Genomic DNA, 20,496 nt, shown 5'->3' on the forward strand with positions numbered 1-20,496 from the left:
TGAGGCCGCGCGCGCCTGGGTGCGCCGCGTGATGGCGCAGGTGAAGCCGGCCGGCTACGCGCAGGCCACCCATCTGCTCGCGAACGCCGACCTGGCCGCCGATCTCGCCGCCTGGCGGGCGATGAGCGACGCCGCCGGCGCCGCGCGCGTGGAGGTGATGGTGGGCGCCGAGGACGGCATCACGCCGCCGAACGCCTGCGAACGGATCGCGGCGGCGGCCGGCGTGGCGCTGCGCATCGTGCCGCGCGCCGGCCATGCCGGCTACGTGGAGGCACCCGAGCGCTACTCGGCGCTGATCGGCGCGTTCTGCGCGCGCTGCGACGAATCATGGAGACAGGCATGAACCCGACCCAACTCGCCCTGCGAAGCGAGCCGGCCGACAGCGGCGCGTCCGAGGCGGATGCCGCGAACGGCGCCTACGTGGTACCGGGCCTCGAACGCGGGCTGCGGATCCTCGCGGAATTCTCGCCGCGCGAGCCGGTGCTGGGCGCGCCGGAATTGTCGAAGCGGCTCGGCATTCCGCGCACCACGGTGTTCCGGCTGCTGCAGACGCTCGAATCGCTGGGCTTCCTGGAGCGCGCCGACAAGGACCGCAATTACCGGCTCGGCGTGGCGGTGCTGCGCCTGGGCTTCGAATACTTGAGCTCGCTGGAGCTGACCGACCTGGGCCTGCCGGTGATCGAGGGCCTGCGCGAGGCGACCGGCTTCACCACCCATATCGTGATCCGCGACGGCCGCGACGTGGTGTTCGTCGCCAAGGCGCAGAGCGCGGCGCCGGCCTTCAGCTCGATTCGCGTCAACGTCGGCACGCGGCTGCCCGCGCATGCCACCACCCACGGCCACGTGCTGATGGGCGACCTGAGCGAGGCCGAGCTGCGCGCGCTGTACCCCGAGCGCCAGCTCGAACGCGCCACGCGCGCCACGCCCGACAGCCTGGAGGCGCTGCTCGCGCTGGTCCGCGAGGATGCCGCGCGCGGCTACGGCATCAGCAACGCCTCGTTCGAGCGCGGCATCTCGGTGGTCACCGCGCCGGTGCGCAACGACACGCAGCGCATCGTGGCGGCCGTCACGGTGACGGTGCCGAAACCCGAGATCGACGCGGCGCTGATCGCCGACGGCCTGGTCGAGAAGGTCGTGAGGGCGGCCAATGAACTGTCGCGGCGGCTCAATTACCGCTCCGATGATGAGAACTCCTATCTGAAGGCATTGGGATTGCGATGATCGAAATCGATCTGACCGGGCAGGTGGCGGTGGTGACGGGCGGCTCGTCCGGCATCGGCCTGGCCACCGCCGACTTGTTCCTGCAGGCAGGCGCCTCGGTGGCGATCTGCGGGCGCGACGCCGAGCGGCTCGCGCAGGCCGAGGCCGGGCTGCGCGAGCGCCACCCGAGCGCGCCGCTGCTGGCCGCGCGCTGCGACGTGCTCGACGCGGGCCAGGTCGAAGCCTTCGCCGGCGCGGTGGCGGCCCGTTTCGGTCGCGCCGACATGCTGGTCAACAACGCGGGGCAGGGGCGCGTGTCGAGCTTCGCCGACACGAGCGACGAGGCGTGGCGCGAGGAGCTAGACCTCAAGTATTTCAGCATCATCCGCCCGACGCGCGCTTTCCTGCCGATGCTGCGCGAGGCGCCGGCGGCCTCGATCAGCTGCGTGAATTCGCTGCTCGCGCTGCAGCCCGAGCCGCACATGGTGGCTACCTCCTCGGCGCGCGCCGGCGTGCTCAGCCTGGTCAAGTCGCTCGCCACCGAACTCGCGCCGCAGGGGATCCGCGTCAACTCGATCCTGATCGGCATCGTCGAGTCGGGGCAGTGGCACCGCCGTCACCAGCGCGAGGCGCAGCCGGGCCAGGACTGGGAAACCTGGACGCAAGGCATCGCGCGCGCCAAGCGCATTCCGCTCGACCGGTTCGGGCGGCCCGAGGAGGCCGCGCGAGCCCTGTTCCATCTAGCCACTTACCTGTCCTCCTATACGACGGGCAGCCATATCGACGTTTCCGGAGGCTTTGCACGCCATGTCTGACATCCAACGCACCACGGTCGGCGAACTGATCGCGGCCTTTCTCGAACACTGCGGCGTGAAGACCGCCTTCGGCGTGATCTCGATCCACAACATGCCGATCCTCGACGCGATCCACCGGCGCGAGCGGATCCGCTACGTCGGCGCGCGCGGCGAGGCCGGCGCGGTCAACATGGCCGACGGCCTGGCGCGCGTCTCGGGCGGCCTGGGAGTGGCCTTCACCAGCACCGGCACGGCCGCCGGCAACGCGGCCGGCGCGATGGTCGAGGCCCTCACGGCCGGCACCGCGCTGCTGCACATCACCGGGCAGATCGAGACGCCCTACCTGGACCAGGACCTCGCCTACATCCACGAGGCGCCGGACCAGCTGACCATGCTCGGCGCGATCTCCAAGGCGGCCTACCGCGTGCGCACCGTCGAATCGGTGCTGCCCACGCTGCGCGAGGCGGTGCGCGTGGCGCAGACCGCTCCGAGCGGCCCGGTCTCGGTGGAGATCCCGATCGACATCCAGGCCGCCGAGATCGAGTGGCCCGCCGATCTCGCCCCCGCCCACGTGGCGCCGCGCGAACACGACAGCGCGCGCGTCGCGCAACTGGCCGAGCAACTGGCCGCCGCGCGCCGGCCGCTGCTGTGGCTCGGGGGCGGGGCGCGGCACGCGCGCGCCGAGGTGGAGCGGCTGGTGGCGCTCGGCTTCGGCGTGGTGACCAGCGTGCAGGGGCGCGGCGTGCTGCCCGAGGATCATCCGGCCACGCTGGGCGCCTTCAACGTGCATGGCGCGGTGGAGCAGTTCTATCGCGGCTGCGATGCGCTGGTGGTGGTCGGCTCGCGGCTGCGCGGCAACGAAACCCTGAAGTACAAGCTGGCGCTGCCCGAGCCGCTCTACCGCATCGACGCCGACGCGCTGGCCGACAACCGCGGCTATCGCAACGCGCTGTTCGTGCATGGCGACGCGAAGCGCGTGCTGGCCGAGCTGGCCGACCGCCTCGAAGGGCGCATGCAGGTCGACCCGGCTTTCGCGGCCGAGCTGGCCGCCGCGCGCGAGGCGGCGGTGGCCGACGTGGCCGAGGGGCTCGGCCCGTATCGGCAACTGGTCGAGACGCTGCAGGCCGAGGTCGGCCGCGACTACAACTGGGTGCGCGATGTGACCATCTCGAACAGCACCTGGGGCAACCGGCTGCTGAAGATCTTCGAGCCGCGCGCGGGCGTGCATGCGCTGGGCGGCGGCATCGGCCAGGGCATGCAGATGGCGATCGGCGCGGCGTTGGCCGGCAGCGCCGCGAAGACGGTCTGCCTGGTCGGCGACGGCGGCCTGATGGTCAATGTCGGCGAGCTGGCCACGGCCGTGCAGGAACGCGCCGACCTGATGATCGTGCTGATGAACGACCAGTGCTACGGCGTGATCCGCAACATCCAGGACGCGCAATACGGTGGCCGGCGCTGCTTCGTCGAGCTGCACCAGCCCGACTTCGCGCAGTTCTGCGCGAGCCTGGGCCTCAGGCATCACCGCATCGCCTCGCTCGACCAGGCCGAGGCGGCGATCCGCGACGGCCTGGCCCATGCGGGGCCGGTGCTGGTCGAGGTCGACATGCTGTCGGTCGGCGCCTTCACCACCGCCTTCGCCGGGCCCCCCGTCAAGCAGCCGCTCGACCAGGAGCAGCAATATGCATAAGCCGGCGGCGCAGGCGGGCGGCGGCGCGCTGCTCGAAGTGGCGATGATCGGCTTCGGCGCGATCGGCGCGGCCGTCTATCGCGCGGTCGAGCACGACACGGCGCTGCGCGTGGCCCACGTGATCGTGCCGGCGCACCAGCGCGACGCGGTGCGCGCCGAGCTGGGCGAGCGGGTCGACGTGGTGAGTTCGGTCGAGGCGCTGTCGAGCCATCCGCGCTTCGCGCTCGAATGCGCCGGGCACGGCGCGCTGGTCGATCACGTGGTGCCGTTGCTGCAGGCCGGCACCGATTGCGCGGTGGCCTCGATCGGCGCCTTGTCGGACCTGGCGCTGCTCGACACGCTCTCGCAGGCGGCCGACCAGGGCCAGGCCACGCTCACGCTGCTGTCGGGCGCGATCGGCGGGATCGACGCGCTGGCCTCCGCCAGGCAGGGCGGCCTGGACGAGGTGGGCTACATCGGCCGCAAGCCGCCCACCGGCTGGCTCGACACGCCGGCCGAGGCGGTTTGCGAGCTGCGCACGCTGACGGTCGAGCAGGTCATCTTCGAGGGCAGCGCGCGCGACGCGGCGCGGCTCTACCCGAAGAACGCCAACGTGGCCGCCACCGTGGCGCTGGCCGGGCTCGGGCTCGATCGCACGCGCGTGACCCTGATCGCCGATCCGGCCGTGACGCGCAACGTGCATCGCATCGTGGCGCGCGGCGCGTTCGGCGAGATGTCGCTGGAGATGTCGGGCAAGCCCTTGCCGGACAACCCGAAAACCTCCGCGCTGACGGCATTCAGCGCGATCCGCGCGCTGCGCAACCGCGCCGCGCGCTGCGTGATCTGAGCGAGCGGCGGCGCCGGCCTGGCCGCGCCGCCGCCCGGGCACGCGATGCCTTGTTGAGGATGACCGAGGACAGACGATGACAGCATTCGATTTTCCGCTGGTGCCGACCGGCGAGATCCTGATCGGCGGCGAATGGCGGCCGGGCCGCGGCGCCGCCACGGCGAGCCTGTATCCCGCCGACGGTTCGCTGAACCGCGAGATCGCGATGGCCGACGCGCAGGACGCGCGCGACGCGCTGGAGGCGGCCGACGCCGCCTGGCGACGCGGCGACTGGGCCGGGCTCAAGCCGCACCAGCGCGCCGCCGTGCTGCACCGGATCGCCGATCTGGTGCAGGCCAACCACGAGCAGCTCGCGCAGATTCAGCGGCGCGACAACGGCAAGCCGATCAGCGAGACGCGCGCGCTGGTGACGAGCGCCGCCAATACCTTCCGCTACTTCGCGGCGGCCGCCGAGACCTTCGAGGAAGCGCTCACGCCCTCGCGCGGCGACTACCTCACGATGAGCGTGCACGAGCCGCTCGGCGTGGTGGCCGCCATCACGCCCTGGAACTCGCCGATCGCCTCCGACGCGCAGAAGCTCGGGCCGGCGCTGGCGGCCGGCAACGCGGTGGTGCTCAAGCCGGCCGAGGTCACGCCGCTGGCCTCGCTGGCGCTGGCGCGGCTCTGCGAGCAGGCCGGCGTGCCGCGCGGGGTGATCTCGGTGCTGCCGGGCAAGGGCTCGGTGGTGGGCGATGCGCTGGTGCGCGACGCGCGCGTGAAGAAGGTGTCGTTTACCGGCGGCACCGAGGTCGGGCGCGGCATCGCGCGGCTCGCCGCCGAGCGCTTCATGCCGGTGTCGCTGGAGCTGGGCGGCAAGTCGCCGACCATCGTGTTCGACGACGCCGATCTGGACCACGCCGTGAACGGCGTGCTGTACGGCATCTTCAGCTCCTCGGGCGAATCCTGCATCGCCGGCTCGCGCCTGTTCGTGCAGCGCGGCCTCTACGACGCCTTCGTCTCGCGCCTGGTCGAGCGGGCCCGCGCGCTGCGGGTCGGCGATCCGGCCAGCGAGCGCACCCAGATGGGGCCGCTGATCACCGCCCAGCACCGCGCCTCGATCGAATCCTATGTCGCGCTGGGGCGCGAGGAGGGCGGCCGCGTGCTGTGCGGCGGCGAGCGCCCGGGCGGCGACGGCCGCGAGCAGGGCTACTACTACCTGCCGACCATCCTCGATGGGCTGTCCAACCAGGCGCGCATCTGCCAGGAGGAGATCTTCGGGCCGGTGCTGGTGGCGATGCCCTTCGACGACGAGGCCTCGCTGCTGGCGATGGCCAATCGCAGCGTGTTCGGGCTCGCCGCCGGCATCTGGACGCGCGACTACAAGCGGGCCTGGCGCGTGGCGCGCGCGCTCGAGGCCGGCACGGTGTGGATCAACACCTACAAGCAGTTCTCGATCTCGACGCCGTTCGGCGGCTGGAAGGACAGCGGCCAGGGCCGCGAGAAGGGGCGGCTGGGGATCGTCGAGTACATGCAGCAGAAGAGCCTCTACTGGGGCCTCAACGACTTGCCGCTCGCGTGGGCGAATTGAACGGGAGCACGATGCGATGACCATCCTTGGAATCGAACAGATCACCTACGGCGTGACCGACCTGGACGCCTGCCGGCGCTTCTTCGCCGACTGGGGCTTGAAGGAGGTGAAGCACGACGCGGGGCAGGCGCGCTTCGAGACGCTCAACGGCTGCACGGTGCGGCTGGTGGCGGCCGACGATGCCTCGCTGCCGCCCGCCTTCGAGGCCGGCCCGACGCTGCGCGAAGTGACGTGGGGCGTGGCCACGCGCGCCGAGCTCGACGCGCTGCGCGGCCGTTTCGCCGGCCAGCCGGGCCACTTCGAGACCGACGAGGCGGTGGGCTGCCTGGACCCGATCGGCATGGCGATCCGGGTCGAGATCACGCGGCGCCGACCGCTCGACCTGCAGGGCTCGCCCTCGAACGTCTGGGGCCTGCCGGCCGCGCGCGTCGACCAGCCCAGCCCCGTCTACGAGCGCGCCGAGCCGGTCGAGGTCGGGCACGTGGTGTTCTTCACCGACCGCCTCGCCGAGCAGGCCGCGTTCTACCAGGAACTGCTCGGCTTCGAGACCTCGGACCGCTATCCGGGGCGCGGCGCCTTCCTGCGCTGCGCGCCGCACGGCGGCCATCACGACCTGTTCCTGCTGCAGTTGCCCAACGGCAAGCGCGGCCTGAACCACGTCGCCTTCACCGTGCGCGACATCCACGAGGTGTTCGGCGGCGGCCTGCATATCAGCCGCCGCGGCTGGACCACCCAGCTCGGCCCGGGGCGCCACCCGGTGTCGTCGGCCTACTTCTGGTACTTCCAGAACCCGGCCGGCGGCCTGATCGAGTATTACGCCGACGAGGACGTGCTGACGCCCGAATGGCAGCCGCGCGATTTCGAGCCGGGCCCGACCGTGTTCGCCGAATGGGCGATCGACGGCGGCATCGACGGCCATACGCGCCGCCAGAAGCAGGCCGAGGCGCCGGCCGGCGCCTTCATGACGGAGCGCAAGCATGGCTGAGGATCGCATCGAGACCGTCGCCGTGATCGGCGGCGGACAGGCCTCCGGCTGGGTGGCGAAGACGCTGCGCGCGGAAGGCTATACCGGGCGGCTGGTGATGATCGCCGACGAGACGCATCCGCCCTACGAGCGCCCGCCGCTGTCGAAGGCGGTGCTGGCGGGCGAGGCCGACGCGGCCAGTACCCACCTGCTGAAGCCGGACGAGCTGGCCGGGCTCGCGATCGAGCGTTGGCAGCCCGAGCGGGCCACGGCGATCGATCGCGAGCGGCGCGTCGTGCGCACCGAGTCGGGCCGCGAGCTGGACTACGACCGCCTGGTGATCGCCACCGGCGGCGCGGCGCGGCGGCTGCCCGAGTCCATCGTCAGGACGCCGAAGCTGCATTACCTGCGCACGCTCGACGAGGCGGCCGAGCTGGGCCGCACGCTGCGCGCGAGCCGCCGCGTGCTGGTGATCGGCGGCGGCTGGATCGGCCTGGAGGTGGCGGCCACCGCGCGCAAGCTCGGCATCGAGGCGGTGCTGGTCGAGGGCGCGCCGCGGCTTTGCGCGCGCTCGCTGCCGCTGGCCGTGTCCGACTTCCTGCTCGAGCTGCATCGCGCCCAGGGCGTCGAGCTGCGGCTCTGCGCGCAACTGGCCGCGCTCGACCCGCATCCCGAGGACGCTTCGCGCGTGCGTGCCACGCTCGCCGACGGCAGCGTGATCGACGCCGATTGCGCGGTGGCCGGCATCGGCCTGGTGCCGAACCTGGCGCTGGCGCGCGAGGCCGGCCTGGCGGTGGAGGACGGCATCGTGGTCGACGAATACGGTGCCACCAGCGATCCGGCGATCTTCGCCTGCGGCGACGTGGCGAGCCACCCGAACGCCTGGCTGAAGCGCCGCACGCGGCTCGAATCCTGGGCCAATGCGCAGAACCAGGCGATCGCGGCGGCCCGGGCCCTGCTCGGCACGCGCGTGCCCTATGCCGAGATTCCCTGGTTCTGGTCCGATCAGTACGACGTGAACCTGCAGATCCTCGGCGACCCCGGCGACGCCACCACCATGCTGGTGCGCGGCGACCTGGCCGCGCGCCGCGCCACGCTGTTCTTCGTCGACGGCGTCACGCTGCGCGGCGTGATCGCCATCAACACGGCACGCGAACTCAAGCTCGCGCGCAAATGGATGAACCAGGGCCGCGCGGTCGATGGCGCGGCGCTCACCGACACGAGCCGCGCGCTGGCCTAGCGACGCTGCCGCCCACGCCACCCGCTATCGCAGGCCCCAAGGAGAATCCCCGCATGAGCACCTATCCCAGCGTCGTCGCCAGCCCGGCCGTGTCGGCCGCCGCGGCGCCGGCCACGCCCGGCGCGGTCGTCGCGCGTCTCGAACGCCTGCCGACCAATGCGCTGCAGATCCGCGCGCGGGTGCTGATCGGCACCGCTACCTTCTTCGACGGCTTCGACGTGATCACCATCGCGGCCACCTTGCCGTTGCTGATCCACAAGTGGGGGCTCGGGCCGGCGCAGATCGGCTGGCTGATCGCCTCGGGCGCGATCGGGCAGTTGATCGGCGCGATCCTGTTCCCGATGCTGGCCGAGCGGCACGGCCGCGTGCGCGCGATCGCCTGGAGCTCGACCGTGATCGGCGTGACCAGCCTGGCCTGCGGCTTCGCGCCGAGCTTCGCGGCCTTCGTGGCGCTGCGCGTGCTGCAGGGCATCGGCCTGGGCGGCGAGCTGCCGGTGGCGGCCACCTATATCAACGAGATCACGCGCGCCCACGGACGCGGGCGTTTCGTGCTGCTGTACGAGATCGTGTTCCCGATCGGTCTGCTGGCCTCGATGGCGCTGGGTGCCTACCTGGTGCCGCGCTACGGCTGGGAGATCATGTACTTCATCGGCGGGCTGCCGCTGCTGCTGGGCCTGGTGCTGACGCGCCTGGTGCCCGAGTCGCCGCGCTGGCTGGCCTCGCGCGGGCGGCTGGCCGAGGCCGGCGAGGCGCTCTCGCGCTTCGAGGCCTCGGTGCGCGGGACGCTGCCGCCGCCGGCCGGCAGCGAGGAGTTCGACCAGGTGCTGGCGCGCCATCCGCGCCGCCGCGCGCTCGACCTGTTGAGCCCCGCCTATCGCCGGCGCACCATCGCGGTGGCGACGCTGTGGGCCACCTGCGGCTTCATCCAGTACGGGCTGTCCACCTGGCTGCCGACCATTTATCGCGACTTCTACCACGCGCCCTTGCAGCTCGCGCTGAACCTGGCCGTGATCGGCTCGGTGCTGGGCGTGCTCGGTTCGCTGGTGTCGGCGCTGCTGGTGGACGTGGTGGGCCGCAAGCCCGTGATCAGCGTGTCGTTCCTGCTCTGCGCGCTGTCGCTGGCGGCGGCCGGCTACTGGCACGGTGCCTCGGTCTACGTGGTGGCGATCTGCTGCTCGCTGGCGCTGGGGCTGATGGCCTCGGGCTTCATCACCGCCTACGTCTACACGCCCGAGCAGTACCCCACCAGCATCCGCGCCTCGGGCTGCGGGCTCGGCAGCGCCTGGCTGAAGATCGCCTCGTTCGTGGCGCCGATGGTGGTGCCGCACGCGATCCTCGGCGGCAACCTGGCGCCGGCCTTCTACCTGCTCGGCGCGGTGCCGCTGATCGCGGCGCTGACGGTGCACTTCATCGGCATCGAGACCAAGGGGCAGGTGCTGGAGCGGCTGGAAGCCTGAGCGCTCCCAGCGCGGGATGTGAAACGGCCGGCATTGTCATGCCGGCCGTTTTGTTTTGACGCGCGACGCAGGTGCCCTGGACGCGGCTTCGGCGCCGCGTGCTCAGTGCACCGCCGTGACCGGCAGCTTCGTGAGCCGCAGCAGGCGATCGTGCAGGCCCAGGCCGAACACGCGTGCGAGCCAGTGCAGCGGATTGCGGCGCGGCGCGGTCAGCACGATCTCGTCGCAGCGATGCTCCAGCGCGCAGCGCGCGATCGCGTCGGCGGTCGCGCCGAACTTCATGGTCAGCGAGTAGTGCACGCCGGCGTCGCGCAGGATCGTGATGGCCGCGGCCAGGTCGTGCTCGGCCGCGGCGCGGCCGATTTCGTCGAGTTCGCGATGGGTATGGAAGGCGTCGGCGCGCGAGCCGCCCAGCGGCGGTTGCACGTTGACGAGCACCACCTCGGAGGCGCAGCGCTCGCGGTAGAGGAAGGCGGCATGGCGCACGGCCTGCAGCGCGCGCGGGGAGTGGCCGACGGGGACGAGCAGTTTGAGCATGTGGGGCGGCAAGCAGTTCGGATGCGATGCCCGCAGCGTAAACAACCGGTGGTGTCGATCTCGTAAAGAGTGGGCGCTGGGGTATAAAAATCTCGTCAAGATCGGGGCTTGCCGGGTCGCCGATTCGATGCGCCGATTTATCAGACTTGAAAAGGCGTTCAGATTTTCGAGAGATTTTTGAAGATTGGATAATCCGCCCTGTCAAGGTTAACAGGCCTCTTTGATTAATCCCTGGTTGCTAGTGCATTTGACATTCCTTAACCCGTTTCGAGACAAAACGGGGCATCTTCTGCGAGACAATGCGCTGGTCCGTTGATCCGTAGTGCTCAGTAGCGCGATTCGCGAGTAGACCAGAACCATGAACAAGAATAATTACCGGCTGGTATTCAGTCGTATTCGAGGGATGCTGATTGCTGTCGAAGAAACAGCCAATGCGTCAGGCAATGCGTCAGGCAATGCCGGCCGCGGGGAGATGGCGGCAGCCGCGCAGCCGGGCTTCGCGAGGTTCGCCTTGCGCCACGCGGCGTTCGCGGCACTGGTCATGGCGGGAGCGGTGCCGAGCTGGGTCAATGCGCAGATCGTCGGCGGCGGCGCGCATGCCCCGTCGGTTATCCAGACGCAAAACGGGCTGCCCCAGGTCAATATCAACAAACCCGGCAATGCCGGCGTTTCGCTGAATACCTATAGCCAATTCGACGTGCAAAAGCCTGGGGCGATACTCAATAATTCGCCCGTGATCGTCAATACGCAGCAAGCGGGCATGATCAATGGCAACCCGAATTTCGGGCCCAACGATGCCGCGCGGATCATCGTCAACCAGGTCAACAGCAACAACCCGTCCGCCATTCGCGGTTTCGTCGAGATCGCCGGGCAGAAGGCCGAACTCATCATCTCGAATCCGGCCGGCCTGCAGATCGATGGCGGCGGCTTCATCAATACTTCCCGCGCCGTTTTGACGACGGGCGTCCCGTATTACGGCGCGGACGGTTCCGTCGCCGGATTCAACGTGAGTCGCGGCCTCGTCACCGTTTCCGGATCGGGCCTGAATGCCGCCGATATCGACCAGGTCGACATCATCGCGCGCGCGGTCCAGGCCAACGCGGCAATTTACGCCCGGAACCTGAACGTGATCGCGGGGGCGAACCAGGTCAATCACGATACCCTCGCGGCGACGCCGATCCAGGGCGACGGCGCGGCGCCCGCGGTTGCCATCGACGTGGGCCAGCTCGGCGGCATGTACAGCAACCGCATCTTTCTCGTCAGTTCGGGCAATAGCGTTGGCGTGCGCAATGCCGGCAGCATCGCCGCGGATGCGGCCGGCCTGACGCTCACCACGGACGGCCGATTGATCCAGGCGGGGAAGATCAGCTCGCTCGGCAATATCGCGGTTACCGCTGCCGGCGGCATCGACAACAGCGGCACGACCTACAGCCAGCAATCCGTATCGATGAATACCGGCGCGGACATGACGAATGGCGGCATGCTCGCCGCGCAACACGATGTCGGCGTCGACGCCGGCTCGCTGACTTCCACCGGCGGCATGGGCGCGGGCGTGGACGGCAATGGCACGGTCACGCAAGCCGGTGATCTGCGGGTGACGACCACGGGCCAACTGACCGCGACCGGCCAGAACATCGCGGGCGGTAGCGCGATGCTGAGCGGCAAGGGCGTCAGTCTGGCCGGCAGCAAGACGGCGGCGAACGGCTCGTTGGGAGTGAATGCGACGGCGGGCGACATCGATCTGTCGAATGCAACGGCGAGTGCGCAGGGCAGCTTGAGCGCGACAGCCGCAGGCACGCTGGTCAATGATCGCGGCAGTCTTTCCAGCCAGCAAGGCATCACGCTGACGGCTGGCAGCCTGTCGAACCAGGGCGGCACGGTATCGTCGCAAGGCGCGCTCATGGTGCGCACGACCGGGGCGCTGTCGAATCAGGCCGGCACGCTGGTGTCGCAGAACACCGCGGACGTGGAAGGCGGCGCGATCGACAATCAACAGGGCATCATCCAGAGCGCGGGCCGGATGACAGTGACCGGCGCTTCCCTGCGGAACACCGCCGGGCGCGTGACGTCCCTGGGCCGGGATGGACTGTCGATCACGACGAGCGGCCAGATCACGAACGTGGCGGGCACTGTCGCGAACGGCGCGCAAGGCGGCGTAATTGGCGGCGACGGCAGCGTCGAGCTGCAGGCCGGCGGTATCGCGAACCATGGATCGATCAGTGCCGCCACCGACCTGCGGGCCAACTCGCAATCGATCGACAACGGCAGCGGATCGATGACGGCCGGCAAAGACAGCTCGATCGACGCCGGCTCGCATCTGAACAACGCCGCCGGCAGCATCGCCGCCGGTGCGCTGGCGGCGGTTCGCGCCGGCAATCTGGACAACAGCGCGGGCTCGATACAGGCAAGCCAGCTGTCGCTGACGGCGACCGACCTTGAAAACCGGGTGGGCTCGATCGTCCAGACCGGCATGAATCCGACCACGATCGCCGTTTCCGGCACGCTCGACAATAGCTCGGGCACGCTGCAGGCGAACAGCGCCGATCTCAGCCTGAGCCCGGCGACGCTGATCAATGACCACGGCAGGCTTGCGCACGCCGGCAGCGGAACGCTGACCATCGGGACCGGCACCCTGTCGAACCAGGGCGGTTCGATCGCGACCAACGGCGCGCTGGCGCTGACCGCCGCGGCTGTGTCGAATCGAGCCGGCACCTTGTCGGCGCAACGACAGGCCACGCTCGGCGTCCAGTCGCTCGATAACAGCACAGCCGCTTATATCGGCGCCGATAGCGTGACGATCAGGTCGCAGGAAGCGGTCGATAACAAGGCCGGCACGATCGAGTCGAATCACGCCTTGACGATGACGGCCGACAGCCTGGCGAACGACGGTGGCGTCGTTAAGGCGCTCGGCATGGAGGCGCTATCCGTCACCACGGCGAATGCCTTGAGCAACACGGCGGGCGGCGTCATCGGCGGCAACGGCGACGTCTCGATCCAGGCGGGCAGCGCCGACAATTCGAACGGCTCGCTGCTGGCGACGCAATCCCTGTCCGTGCAATCGAATGGTCAATTGAGCAACGCGGCGGGCCTGATCCAGGCCAGCAACGGCAACCTGTCGGCCGGCGCACGAGGTGCGATCCTCAACCAAGGCGGCCAGATCGAGGCCAATGGCGCGGCCGCCACGTTCGAGTTGTCCGGCGCCAGCATCGACAATAGCGACGGCCGCATCGCGAATATCGGCACCGGTGCGACGACGATCGACGGCGGCGCATCGATCACGAATACCGCCGCATCCGGCAAGGCCGGGGCGGGCACGATCGGCGGCAACGGCGACGTGAGCCTGACGGCACGGACACTCACCAACGCCCAAGGCGGCCAGGCACTCGCCGGCCGCGACCTGAGCCTGACTATCGGCAGCCATGCGAGCAATGCCGGTGGCGTGCTGTCGGCAGCCAACAAGCTGACATTCGACGGGAAGAACGCCACGCTGGACAACCGGAACGGGTCCGTGCGAGCAAACGGTGCGCTGTCGCTGACGACCGCATCGATCGACAACACGTCCGGCAGGGTCGGCAACGACGCCGGCAGCGGCGGTAGCGTGTCGATCCAGACCGGTACGCTGCTGAATCAGGGCGGCGCGATCGGTAGCGACCAGGACCTGACGCTGGGCACCGGCAGCTTGTCCGGCGACGGCTCCATCGTCGCGGGCCGCGATGCGTCGATCAAGCTCGCGAGCGACTACACGCAAACGGCGGCCAACAAGCTTCATGCGAACGGGAAGCTGGATTTCACCAGCTCCGGCAAGCTGACGAACCAGGGCGTGCTGGATGCGAACGGCGCGCTGACGGTGAATGTGTCGAACCTCGACAACCAGGGCGGCGCGGATCTGAATTCCGCGGCGACGACGATCAACGCGAACGGCGGCACGATCGATAACGCCGGCCGCATCGAAGGCGATTCGGTCACGATCAACAGCGCCACCCTGAACAACACGGGCACCGTGATCGGCGCCGATGTGACGGCGAACGCGAGCACCATCACGAATGCCGGTGCCGCCGCCGTTTTCGCCGCCGCCAGGCAATTGAACCTGTACGCGACGAACCGATTGTCGAACACAGGCGGCGCGAACCTGTTCAGCATCGGCGATATCCATATCGCGGCGAACGGGCAGCGCGACGCGAGCGGCCTGCTGGCCAACCGCACGCGGAACGTGCTGAACGACCAGTCGACGATCGAAGCCCAAGGCAATATCGAAATCGCCGCCGGCACCTTCACCAACAGCCGCCCCGCGCCGACGGTCGAGACCGAAACCACCGATACGACCACCACGCATCAGACCAAGCGGCAGCAGTTCATCGGCTGCCCGACCGGCAACGCCGCGCCGAATCACGGCGTGTGCTCGTATGCAAGCTGGTCGGGGCCCTACAAGACGCCGCAGACCGCGACCTATTCGGCGAGCCAGGTGGTATCGCAATCGAGCGGGGCCAATCCTGTCGATCGCGCGCTGGTGGTCGACGTCAACGGACAGCAGCAGACGCTGTACTACAACACCCTGACCGTCAACGGCGACGGCAGCGTCACGGCGGTCTATTGGGCGGGTTACGATCCGCACGTCAATTACGCGCCCGATACCGAATACGCGACGCGCAGCGACGGCCATAACGGTTACCAACGCGTCGAGATCTGGCGCGACACCACCTCCACGATTCAGCAGGACAAGATAAGCAGCCAGGCGCCGCAGGCGCAGCTCGTGGCGGGCGGCGGCATCACGATGGCGAATGTCGGCACGATCGACAACGACTACAGCGTGATCACGGCCGGCAAGTCGATCCAGATCGGTGGTTCGCAGCAGAACGGCGCGGTGGGCAGCGGCAGTTACGGCGGCACGGTCGTGAACAATGTCGGCCAGACGCTGTATCTATATCAGACCGACAATATCGTCTCGACGTATGCGTGGAACGAGAATACGACGCAGGATCGCGGCACGATCGTCGAGCCGCCGGTTGTGCATGCACCGATCGCGATCGGCGGGACCAGTGGCACGATCATCGCGAATCAGTCGGTGTCGATCGACGCGCAGGACGTCAATAACCAGAACGTCGCCGCGCAGAATTCCGCGACCGGCGCGACGGGCGGCACGCTCGGCAACAACGCGGCCAATCGAGGCGTGTCGGGAGGCGGCCAGGCCAAGGTCGGCGCGGCCAGCGGCACGACGATCGTCCCGGCGCTGCAATCGGTTGCCAGCGCAACCGGCGCCTTGTCCATCAGCTTGCCGGCGAACGGCATGTATTCGGTCCAGCCCGCACCAGGCCAGCCCTATCTGGTCGTCACCGATCCGCGCCTGACGAGCTATACGAGCTTCATTTCCAGCGACTACATGCTCGGTCAGTTGAACCTGAACCCGGCGAGCATCGAGAAACGCCTGGGCGACGGGATGTACGAGCAGCAGATGGTGCGCAACCAGGTCACGCAGTTGACGGGCCGCACGTTCCTGCCCGGCTATGCCAGCGCCGAAGACGAATATCGGGCGCTGATGACGAACGGCGCGAACTACGCGAAGTCGTTCGGCCTGGTGCCCGGCATGGCGCTCACGGCCGCGCAGATGGATGCGCTGACGAGCGATATCGTGTGGCTCGTCGACCAGACGGTGACCCTGGCCGACGGCAGCACCACGCATGTGCTGGCGCCGGTCGTCTACATGGCGCAGACGCACGCGAACGACCTGCAGCCGACCGGCGGGTTGATTGCCGCCGACGACGTCGAAATCCATGCGCTCGGCAGCACGACGAACTCGGGTGTCATCAAGGGCGGCACGAAGACCGTGCTTGCCGCGGCCGATATCCTGAATCGTGGCGGAACGGTATCGAGCAACGGCACCAACGGCACGACCGTCGTATCGGCGAGCCATGACGTGGTGAATGCGTCCGGGATGATCACCGGTAACCGCGTAGCCGTGTCGGCGGGGCGGGATATCGTCAACACGACGCTGGTCGACGCGGTGGGCGTGACGGGAGTGTCGGGCGCGAGCAAGGTCGGTACGAGCTTGATCGGCCGGCAAGCTTCGATCGCTGCAACTGGTGATCTGTCGGTCGAGGCCGGTCGAGACCTGGCGCTGCATGGCGCGAATCTGTCGGCCGGCGGCGATGCGCTGGTCACGGCCGGCCGGGACATCAGCGTGGATACGGTTCAGTCCACCACGAACCAATCGATGTACCTCAACGATCAGCATCATTGGGAGGAATCGAATACCACGAATGTCACGAGCGGCATCAGCGCCGGTGGCAGCTTGGGGATGCAAAGCGGCAACGATACGACGTTCGAAGGCGCGACGGTTTCGGCCGGCAAGGATCTGTCGGTGCTGGCGGGCGGAAATCTCACGGCGACGGCGGTCACGGATACCGCGAAGCTGGACAACGTCGCGGCCGACAGCAAGGCGCGCAAGGAAGTCGATCACGATTACGACGAGCATGCGGTCGGCACGCAATTCACGGCGGGCGGCAATGCCACGCTCGCCGCGGCGAGCAGCGATACGTCGAAGGGCAATGTGCGCCTCACGGGGTCGTCCGTCATATCCGGCACGACGAATGGCGTCGACAACGGCGGTGGTGCCACCAGCGTCGCGGCGACAGGTAATGTCACGATCGACGAGGCACGCGAGGAACACGACAAGTATCAGTCGGTGCAGGTGAATCGCGGCAGCTTCGTCAGCAGCACCAGGACCGATTCGATGCAGGATACGCATGCGAACGTCGGCATCGGCAGCACGGTGTCGGGCAACACGGTCAACATTCAATCCGGCCGCGACCTGAACGTTCAAGGCAGCACGGTGGTTGGTACGAACGATGTGAATCTTGGCGCGGTGAACGACGTCAATATCACGACGTCGCGGGATACGGTCACGCAGGACAGCTATTACCACGAAACACATTCGGGCCTGGGAACCAGCGGCCTGAGCATCAGCATCGGTACGCAGTCGAGGAAGGACACGGATCACGCCTCGTCCGTCACCAACAACGCGAGCACGGTGGGGTCGATCGGCGGCAACCTGAATATCAAGGCCGGCGATACCCTGCATGCAACGGGCAGCGAGCTGATCGCCGGGAAGAACCTGGCCGGCACGGCCGCAAACGTCGTGATCGACTCCGCCACGGATACCAGCAACACGACGCATGGCGAGACGACCCGCAGCAGCGGCATCACGCTCGGCTTGTCGGGCAGCATCGGCGACGCGCTCAACGGGGCCTACCAACAGGCGCAGGCGGCAAGAAGCGGCAGCGGCGACAGCCGCGCGACTGCCCTGCATGCGATTGCGGCGGCAGGTGATGCCGCGATCGGCGTGGCGAGTGTCACCGGCGGCGCGCTGGCCGGCAAGGGCGCGCCCAGCATAGGGATCCAGGTCAGTGTCGGATCGAGTCATAGCCAGCTCGACAGCTCGGAAAACCAGACGACGCAGCGCGGTTCGAGCCTCACGTCGGGCGGCACGACCTCGCTGATCGCGACCGGCAACGGCACCGCGGGCAGCGGCAATATCACCGTTGCCGGCTCGAACGTGTCCGGCAACGATGTGTTGCTGGCCGCGAAGAATCAGATTGACCTGCGGAACACGACGAGCACCGATTCGACGCGCAGTTCGAATTCGTCGTCGGGCGGCAGCGTCGGCGTATCGATCGGCACGAACGGGATCGGCGTTTCGGCGTCGATGTCGCGTGCGCATGGCGACGGCAATAGCGATGCCGCGATGCAGAACAACTCGCATGTCAGCGGTACGAATAGCGTGACGCTGGTCAGCGGCGGCGACACGAACGTGATTGGTGCGACCGTATCGGGGCGTACCGTTGCGGCCGATGTGGGCGGCAATCTGAACCTGCGCAGCGTGCAGGATACGACGATCAGCAAGGCGAATCAGAGCAGCGCGGGCGGCGGGTTCGGGATCAGCACGGCTGGGGGCGGGAATGTCAGCGTCAGTGCCCAGCACGGGAAAGCGGACGGCAATTACGCGGGCGTGAACGAACAGGCCGGGATCCAGGCGGGCGAGGGTGGCTTCAATGTGACCGTCAAGGGCAATACCGACCTGACGGGGGCCGCGATCGCCAGCACGGCCGATCCGTCGAGGAATATCTTGACGACGGGGACGCTGACTTATCGCGACCTCGAGAACCATTCGAGCTATAGCGCGGACAGCAGTGGATTCAGCGCGGGCGCCGGCTTGGGGATAACCGGCAAGGCCACGGGGCCGGGATCCGTCAGCGGGGCGGGCGGCTTCACGCCGATGATTTCGCAATCGGATAGCGGCAGCGAACACGCCCTTACGCGCAGCGGCGTGAGCGCGGGCGCGATCAATATCACGAATCAAGCGGGGCAGACGCAGGAGGTAGCAAACCTGAATCGTGATACGTCGAGCTTGAACGGAACAGTGTCAAAGACACCGGATGTTCAGAATCTGCTGAATCAGCAGGCGGACCTGATGAATGCCGGCCAAGCGGCTGGTCAGGTCGTCGCGCAGGGGATTGCGGCCTATGCGGACACGAAGCAAGAAGACGCACAGCGGGCAGCCGATGCAGCCAAGGCTGTCGGGGATACGACGGCGCAGGCTGCCTATCAGGCAGAAGCTGACTCGTGGGCGGAAGGTGGCACGAATCGCGTGTTGTTGCATACAGCTGGCGGTGCCGCGCTGGCAGGACTGGGCGGGGGTAATGCGCTTGCCGGCGCAGGTGGGGCAGCGCTGTCGTCGGCGATGGCGGGCAAGTTGAATAGCCTCGCGGATGCGGTCGGGGAGAGCACGGGATCGTTGCTGGTGGGCAACGTCTTGTCGAACGTACTGGCTGGGGCGGGCGGCGCGCTGATCGGCGGCACGTCAGGGGCGTTCACGGCGTCGAACGCCGACTTGTATAACCGAAGTGAATGCAACGTCAACGGCACTTGTGGCACGGGAAGTGAATTGCTTGACAAGGGCTTAAAGTATGCTAAGGCCTTTGGTCAGGCGGCATTGGACCTTGTGCCTGGCCATACAATGGCAAGTCAAGCGCAGACTGCTATTGCGAACGGCAATGTGGGCATGGGCGTAGCGTTAGCGGTCGGCTCGATTGGCGATGCGGCTCTTGGTGTTCTAACCTTGGGTGAAGGAAATGCAGTTAAGCAACTTGTTTCAGGGGTCCGCGCGGAGAGTGTGTCAGTGTCGCAAAAAGGATTGGACATTGTTTCCAATCACCTTGTTCAATTTGGTGACGATGCGGCTAATTCTGGTATGTTGCTTCGTCTTCAAAATGCTTTTGCAAATGGTCAAAGAGTAACGGGTGCTGATGCAAATTTTTACTTGCATGAATTGGCGGAGTCAAGTTTCATGCGGCAAGGTATGGCTTATGATGTGGCGCATGCCGCGGCAATAACGAAATATGGGGTTTCGCCATTTTATTTGTATGCGCCGGAAGTTATTGATGCCTATCCAGGCTTGTTTAATAACGCATGGAGAGCCGCTGCTGGGCTTCCCCCACGATAATGAAGACAATTAATTTTGATAAGTTCAAGAAGGCTCGATTTTGGATTGATGAGCTTCCTGATGCGATGTATTGCCCGTCGGATATGGTCGCCTATAAGGTTCCGGTGAACAGTCGGCGGTATGTGGATGTTCAGGTGGCGGCGATCGAATTGCTTGTTCCTCTTGGTGCTCGATCAATGTATGGGTTGATTGGAGGTTCTTTTGAGCCCAATGAAGGTGATGATTTATCTGTTGAGATATACGTGTCGTCTTCGGTGGAGAGGGTTTTCTCTGAAAGTATGGCCGGCTTGAATGATGAGGTGCGTGTTGGGTTGCCAGTTGAGTATGTTCGTGGGGTTGCGGCTGGAGTCGATATTGCCTGTGCGAAATTGGATTCTATCGCAGCAGGAACTTTGCGATTGACTTGTGCCGCACATGGGTTAATTGGATCAAGCGAGGCGATTTATAAAACTATCACATCGGCCTTGATTGGGATTTTTAATTTTGACGGTGTTGATATATCTGATCAGGATGTGGTTGGCTTGCTTTCTGATTAGAGGGTATGTGTTGTTGTGTTCGATAGATTGACGATCGATGGGCGAGGTCTGATGGTGTAATGGTTTTGGTGGGGGTGTGAAAATTGAAAATTTTCAAGGTGGAGGATTTTTTTGAGGGCGTCATGTGGTGGGAAATTAAGACTTTTCTTATTGAATTGCAGTGTTTAGGTGGATAGTGTTATGAAATGAATT

At 67.1% G+C, this 20,496-nt stretch carries 12 protein-coding genes; 11 read left to right on the forward strand and 1 reads right to left on the reverse strand.

The features are described 5' to 3' along the window. The 9 genes from F3J10_RS19220 to F3J10_RS19260 form a co-directional block, all read left to right on the forward strand. The coding region (locus tag F3J10_RS19220) for an alpha/beta hydrolase (RefSeq protein WP_240155638.1) at positions 1–343 on the forward strand (343 nt) is incomplete at its 5' end. Then, the gene (locus F3J10_RS19225; RefSeq protein ID WP_025097968.1) at positions 340–1,221 is read left to right on the forward strand and encodes an IclR family transcriptional regulator; all 882 of its coding nucleotides are present in this window, start codon (positions 340–342) and stop codon (positions 1,219–1,221) included. The genes F3J10_RS19220 and F3J10_RS19225, both read left to right, overlap by 4 nt. After that, positions 1,218–2,015 carry an SDR family oxidoreductase gene (locus F3J10_RS19230; protein ID WP_167242764.1) on the forward strand — a complete coding sequence of 266 codons (798 nt, stop codon included), beginning with the start codon at positions 1,218–1,220 and terminating at the stop codon, positions 2,013–2,015. Before F3J10_RS19225 ends, F3J10_RS19230 begins: the two co-directional genes overlap by 4 nt. Further along, the gene (locus F3J10_RS19235) at positions 2,008–3,681 is read left to right on the forward strand and encodes a thiamine pyrophosphate-binding protein (protein ID WP_025097970.1); all 1,674 of its coding nucleotides are present in this window, start codon (positions 2,008–2,010) and stop codon (positions 3,679–3,681) included. The genes F3J10_RS19230 and F3J10_RS19235 overlap by 8 nt, the downstream gene beginning before the upstream one ends. Then, entirely contained in the window at positions 3,674–4,507 is an 834-nt protein-coding gene (locus F3J10_RS19240; protein WP_167242765.1) for an aspartate dehydrogenase, read from the forward strand. The genes F3J10_RS19235 and F3J10_RS19240 overlap by 8 nt, the downstream gene beginning before the upstream one ends. A 76-nt stretch (positions 4,508–4,583) precedes the next feature. Then, positions 4,584–6,074 carry an aldehyde dehydrogenase gene (locus F3J10_RS19245; RefSeq protein WP_167242766.1) on the forward strand — a complete coding sequence of 497 codons (1,491 nt, stop codon included), beginning with the start codon at positions 4,584–4,586 and terminating at the stop codon, positions 6,072–6,074. Positions 6,075–6,090: 16 nt separating this feature from the next. Further along, on the forward strand, positions 6,091–7,059 hold the full coding sequence (locus F3J10_RS19250) for a VOC family protein (protein WP_167242767.1): 969 nt from the start codon (positions 6,091–6,093) through the stop codon (positions 7,057–7,059). After that, a complete protein-coding gene (locus F3J10_RS19255; RefSeq protein ID WP_167242768.1) occupies positions 7,052–8,278 on the forward strand; it encodes an FAD-dependent oxidoreductase in 1,227 nt (408 codons plus the stop codon). Before F3J10_RS19250 ends, F3J10_RS19255 begins: the two co-directional genes overlap by 8 nt. 53 nt (positions 8,279–8,331) lie before the next feature. Continuing rightward, on the forward strand, positions 8,332–9,735 hold the full coding sequence (locus tag F3J10_RS19260; RefSeq protein ID WP_025097975.1) for an MFS transporter: 1,404 nt from the start codon (positions 8,332–8,334) through the stop codon (positions 9,733–9,735). 102 nt (positions 9,736–9,837) lie between these two features. Here the strand turns inward: F3J10_RS19260 and F3J10_RS19265 are convergent, their stop codons facing one another. Continuing rightward, positions 9,838–10,272, reverse strand: coding sequence for a universal stress protein (locus F3J10_RS19265; protein ID WP_025097976.1), 435 nt, complete (start codon positions 10,270–10,272; stop codon positions 9,838–9,840). Positions 10,273–10,630: 358 nt separating this feature from the next. Here F3J10_RS19265 and F3J10_RS19270 point away from each other — a divergent pair, with 358 nt between their 5' ends. Together F3J10_RS19270 and F3J10_RS19275 are read left to right on the forward strand one after the other, a co-directional pair. Beyond that, complete coding sequence (locus tag F3J10_RS19270) at positions 10,631–19,768, forward strand: hemagglutinin repeat-containing protein (protein ID WP_240155639.1); 9,138 nt, start codon at positions 10,631–10,633, stop codon at positions 19,766–19,768. Then, positions 19,768–20,304: a hypothetical protein gene (locus tag F3J10_RS19275; protein WP_167242769.1), complete on the forward strand. Its 537-nt coding sequence runs from the start codon at positions 19,768–19,770 to the stop codon at positions 20,302–20,304. The genes F3J10_RS19270 and F3J10_RS19275 overlap by 1 nt, the downstream gene beginning before the upstream one ends. The last annotated feature ends 192 nt before the right edge of the window (positions 20,305–20,496 follow it).

Origin of the sequence: Burkholderia sp. Cy-637 (assembly GCF_011753175.1) — a bacterium.
Lineage (GTDB): Bacteria > Pseudomonadota > Gammaproteobacteria > Burkholderiales > Burkholderiaceae > Burkholderia > Burkholderia gladioli.